Annotated in this window: 5 protein-coding genes; 1 reads left to right on the top strand and 4 read right to left on the bottom strand. The window is 70.2% G+C overall.

What is annotated here, in order from left to right; all coding sequences use genetic code 11:
• Positions 1 to 190: 190 nt before the first annotated feature.
• Together EJK15_RS67885 and sthA are read right to left on the bottom strand one after the other, a co-directional pair.
• Positions 191 to 1,114, bottom strand: coding sequence for a DMT family transporter (locus EJK15_RS67885; RefSeq protein WP_206062296.1), 924 nt, complete (start codon positions 1,112 to 1,114; stop codon positions 191 to 193).
• Between the two features lie 122 nt (positions 1,115 to 1,236).
• Positions 1,237 to 2,649, bottom strand: coding sequence for a Si-specific NAD(P)(+) transhydrogenase (gene sthA, locus EJK15_RS67880; protein ID WP_138720702.1), 1,413 nt, complete (start codon positions 2,647 to 2,649; stop codon positions 1,237 to 1,239).
• Positions 2,650 to 2,709: 60 nt separating this feature from the next.
• Here sthA and EJK15_RS67875 point away from each other — a divergent pair, with 60 nt between their 5' ends.
• Complete coding sequence (locus EJK15_RS67875) at positions 2,710 to 3,540, top strand: PhzF family phenazine biosynthesis protein (RefSeq protein WP_138720701.1); 831 nt, start codon at positions 2,710 to 2,712, stop codon at positions 3,538 to 3,540.
• A 106-nt stretch (positions 3,541 to 3,646) separates the two neighbouring features.
• Here EJK15_RS67875 and EJK15_RS67870 read toward each other — a convergent pair whose 3' ends face one another.
• A complete protein-coding gene (locus tag EJK15_RS67870) occupies positions 3,647 to 4,174 on the bottom strand; it encodes a TetR/AcrR family transcriptional regulator (RefSeq protein ID WP_138720700.1) in 528 nt (175 codons plus the stop codon).
• Positions 4,144 to 4,322: elongation factor 1-alpha C-terminal domain-related protein (locus EJK15_RS78370; RefSeq protein WP_420847192.1), on the bottom strand; the 179-nt coding region annotated here is incomplete at its 5' end. The genes EJK15_RS67870 and EJK15_RS78370, both read right to left, overlap by 31 nt.

The raw sequence follows: 4,322 nt of genomic DNA, 5'->3' as shown, positions 1-4,322 counted from the left end.
GAAGAAGAGCCAGACTGACCACCCACAAGCCCGCCGGGCCCGCCCGAACATCCCCGGCCCGGCGGCGCCAATCCGCGGTTCGGGCCGCGTCCTCGGTCCGACCGCGCCGCTCACGGCCTGCGTGTGCCGGTCTGTGCCCGAACCGGCTTTCGCTCTTGTCCAGGGCCGATCGGCCGACTAACGGCGGGCGTCAGGCGGCCGGGACCGCGGCACGCTTGCGGGGGCGGTTCAACGCGCCCTGGGCCAGGGCGATGGCGATGAGGATGATCACCGCGCCCATCGGCTGGTTCCAGCTGATCGTCTCGCCCAGCACCACCACCCCGGAGCCCGCCGCGAACACCGGCAGCAGGTAGGTCACCGTCGACGTGGTCGTCACCCCCGCCTGCGCCTGCACCCAGTACAGCAACAGGTACGCCAGCCCCGTCCCCAGCCCTCCGAGCGCCGCCAGGCTCCACCAGACCTCGGCCGGCGCCCCGAGGTCCACCAGCGGCACCCCCGCCACCAACGTGATCACGGCAAGCTGGACGGTCCCCGCGACAAGCTGCCCCGTGGCCAGCACCACGGCCGGCTCCGGACGGCGCCCGGTGATGAACCGCCCCATGTAGGCGCCCCCGACCCCGTAGCACAGCGCCGCCCCGAAGCAGGCCAGGCTGCCGCCGAGCTGCCCGCCGTCCATCGGCTGCCACACCCCGAGCACGACCATGACGCCGGCGAACCCCAGCCCGAGCCCGGTCACCCGGCTCGGCGTCGACCGCTCGGCCCGCAGGATGAGCGTGAAGGCCAGCGTGCACAGCGGAGTCGTGGCGTTCCAGATCGAGGCCACCACGGACGAGACGTACTGCTCCCCGTATGCGAAGAGTGTGAAGGGCAGCGTGGTGAGCACGACGGAGGCGACGAGGAAGTGACCCCAGAGCCCGGGATCGCGGGGGAGCGGGTTCCGGCTGATCGCGAGGGCGACGAGCAGGACGGCGGCGCCGACGGCCATCCGCCCGAACGACACCTGAAGCGGGTGCAGTGACCCCACCGCGACCTTGATGAAGAAGAAACTGTTGCCCCAGATGGCCGCCAGCACCAGGAAGCCCGGCAGCCACCTCCCCACGGCCTTGCTCCGCACGCACGCCTCCCGTAGATGAACCAGGAGGAGCGTAGCGAGCAGAACGCCCAGGGACGTAGGGATATATCCCTATTTCCCGACCTCGGGTGGCGCGGGCGGGGGGCACCGTGTTCTGACCCGGCTCACATGCCGGCCGTGAGCCGGGCGATCACCCGCATCTTGTTCATCGCGTCCAGCGCCGCCACCTTGTACGACTCCGCCAGCGTCGGATAGTTGAACACGGCGTTGACCAGGTAGTCCACGGTCCCGTTGCACCCCATGACGGTCTGCCCGATGTGCACCAGCTCCGTCGCCCCCGTGCCGAACACGTGGACGCCGAGCAGCCGCCGGTCCTCGGACGAGACGAGCAGCTTGAGCATCCCGTACGAGTCCCCGATGATCTGCCCCCTGGCCAGCTCCCGGTACCGGGATATGCCCACCTCAAACGGGATCTTGTCACGGGTCAGCTCGTCCTCGGACTTCCCGACGAAGCTGATCTCCGGGATCGTGTAGATCCCGATGGGCGGCAGGTCGGCCAGCTCCTCGACCGGCTCGCCGCACGCGTGCTGGGCGGCCAGCCGGCCCTGCTCCATCGAGGTGGCCGCCAGCGCGGGGAAGCCGATCACGTCGCCGACCGCGTAGATGTGCGGTACGGCCGTGGCGTAGTTCTCGTCCACCTTGATCCGGCCCCGCGCGTCGGCGGCCAGGCCCGCGGCCTCCAGGCACAGCTCGGTGGTCTTGCCCTGGCGCCCGGCCGAGTACATGACGCAGTCGGCGGGGATCTTCTTGCCGCTCTCCAGCAGGGTCAGCGCGCCGCCCGGGCGGCGTTCGACGGCGGCGACGTTCTCCCCGAACCGGAAGGTCACCGCCAGGTCGCGCAGGTGGTACTTCAGCGCCTCGACGATCTCCAGGTCGCAGAACTCCAGCATGCGCTCGCGCCGCTCCACCACCGTCACCTTGGTGCCGAGGGCGGCGAACATGGAGGCGTACTCGATGCCGATGACCCCGGCCCCGACCACGACGAGCGTCTCGGGCACCCGGTTGAGGTGCAGGATCGCGTCGGAGTCGATGACCGTGCTGTCGTCGAACTCGACGCTGTCCGGGCGGGCCGGCGACGTGCCGGTGGCGATCACGATCTTCTCTGCGGTGACCTTCTTCTCCTCCTTCTCCTCGTCGCCGGTGATCCCGATCGTGTGCGGGTCCAGGAACCGGCCGGTGCCGTGCAGCACCGTCACGTGGTTGCGGCCGAGCTGGCTGCGGATCACCTGGATCTCGCGGCCGATGACGTGCTGGGTGCGCATGCCCAGGTCGGTGACCGTGATCTCGTCCTTGACGCGGTAGCTGGCGCCGTACAGCTCGCGCTGGTTGAGCCCGGTGAGGTAGAGGACCGCCTCGCGCAGGGTCTTCGACGGGATGGTTCCCGTGTTGATGCACACCCCGCCGATCATGTGTCGTTTCTCGACGATCGCGACGCGCTTGCCGAGTTTCGCCGCCGCGATCGCGGCCTTCTGCCCACCAGGTCCGGAACCCAGGACCACAACATCAAAGTCCGCCACACCGTACAGTCTGGGGGTGGCGTGTTAACGGGGAAAGACCTGTCTGGGAGACTCCGACATATGTTGCGCGCTTTCACTCAGGTCGACGTGTTCACCGCCACGCCGTACCACGGCAACGCGCTCGCGGTCGTGCTGGACGGCGAGGGACTGAGCACGGAGCAGATGCAGCGGTTCGCCGCCTGGACGAACCTGTCCGAGACCACCTTCCTGCTGCCCCCGGGCACGCCCGAGGCCGACTACCGGGTGCGGATCTTCACGCCGGCCACGGAGCTGCCCTTCGCGGGCCATCCCACTCTGGGAACGTGTCACGCCTGGCTGGAGGCAGGGGGAGCACCGCGCCAGGCCGGCGAGATCGTCCAGGAATGCGGTGCCGGACTGGTGCGGGTGCGCAGGACCGGCGAAGGGCTGGCGTTCCAGGCGCCGCCGCTCGTGCGCTCCGGGCCGGTGGAGGAGCCGCTGGTGGAGCGGATCGCCGAGTCGCTAGGGATCGCGCGGAACGCCATGGTGGCCGTGGAGTGGGCCGACAACGGGCCGGGCTGGGTGGCGGTGCTGCTCGCGGACGCCGAGTCGGTGCTGGCGCTGCGGCCGGGCACGGTGCCGGTGGACGTGGGCGTCGCGGGGCCGTACCCGGAGGGGGCGGAGTGCGCGTTCGAGGTGCGGGCGTTCTTCCCGCTCCAGGGCGCGACCGTGGAGGACCCCGTGACGGGGAGCCTGAACGCCTCCCTGGCCCAGTGGCTGCTGCGGGAGGGCCGGGTGAAGGCCCCGTACGTGGCGAGCCAGGGCACCGCGCTCGGGCGTTCCGGGCGCGTGCACGTCTCCACCGACGCCGAGGAGAACGTCTGGGTCGGCGGCGCCGTCGTCACGTGCGTCACCGGCCAGGTCGAACTCTGAGCCTTCATCCGGAGGAATTTACACAATTTTATTCTTGGCGACTTGGACACAGCGTTTACTTGATGTATTGGTCCCATTGCGGAATTCGTCGCGTTTCGGTGGCCATTCATTGTGCGGCTTCCGTGGCGCGTAGCCCTCGAATGAGAAGACGTACGGCGGTTTCGGAGGCGTCGTGAGAGGCCGCGGCGATGAGCAGGTGGAGTAGCGATGTCGAATCCGGACGGTCGCGGAGCTCGCCCCGGCTCTCCGCTCTGGCCAGTGCCTCCTCCAGAAAGAGCCGGCGTCCGTCGATGAGGGCCACGAGCCGGGTCTGCGTGCCGGGGTTCCGCCTGGCGAGGAGGTTGAGACTCGGCAGCAGCCGTGCGACGGGGCGGAGCGACTCGACGAAGCGGGCGAGATCCTCGGCCAGGCTCGCTCCCGGCCGGCCGGGCGGCGGCCGGTCGAGGGAGTCGACGGTGTCGGCGATGAGGGCGTCGCCGTTCGCCCAGCGCCGGTAGACCGTGCTCTTGGCCACCCCTGCCCGCTCGGCGACCGCCTCCATCGGCAGCGTGGCGAGCTCCTGCCGGGCGAGCAGGTCGGCGGCCGCCGCGATGACGGCGCCGTCTATGCCGGGATCGCGCGGCCGGCCGGCCATGCCCGTCTCCCTTCCGCCAGTTCCATGATCATGCCGGCGCCGACGGTGCCGTTGGTGGCCTCGTCCACCAGGATGAAGCCGCCGGTCAGCCGGTTGCGGCCGTAGTCGTCGACGAACAGCGGCTGGGTGATCCGCAGCGACACCCGGC

Source organism: Nonomuraea basaltis (genome assembly GCF_005893125.1).
GTDB classification, from domain to species: domain Bacteria; phylum Actinomycetota; class Actinomycetes; order Streptosporangiales; family Streptosporangiaceae; genus Nonomuraea; species Nonomuraea basaltis.
Note: the sequence above shows the minus strand (reverse complement) of the source record. Positions and strands in the feature narration are given on the sequence as shown.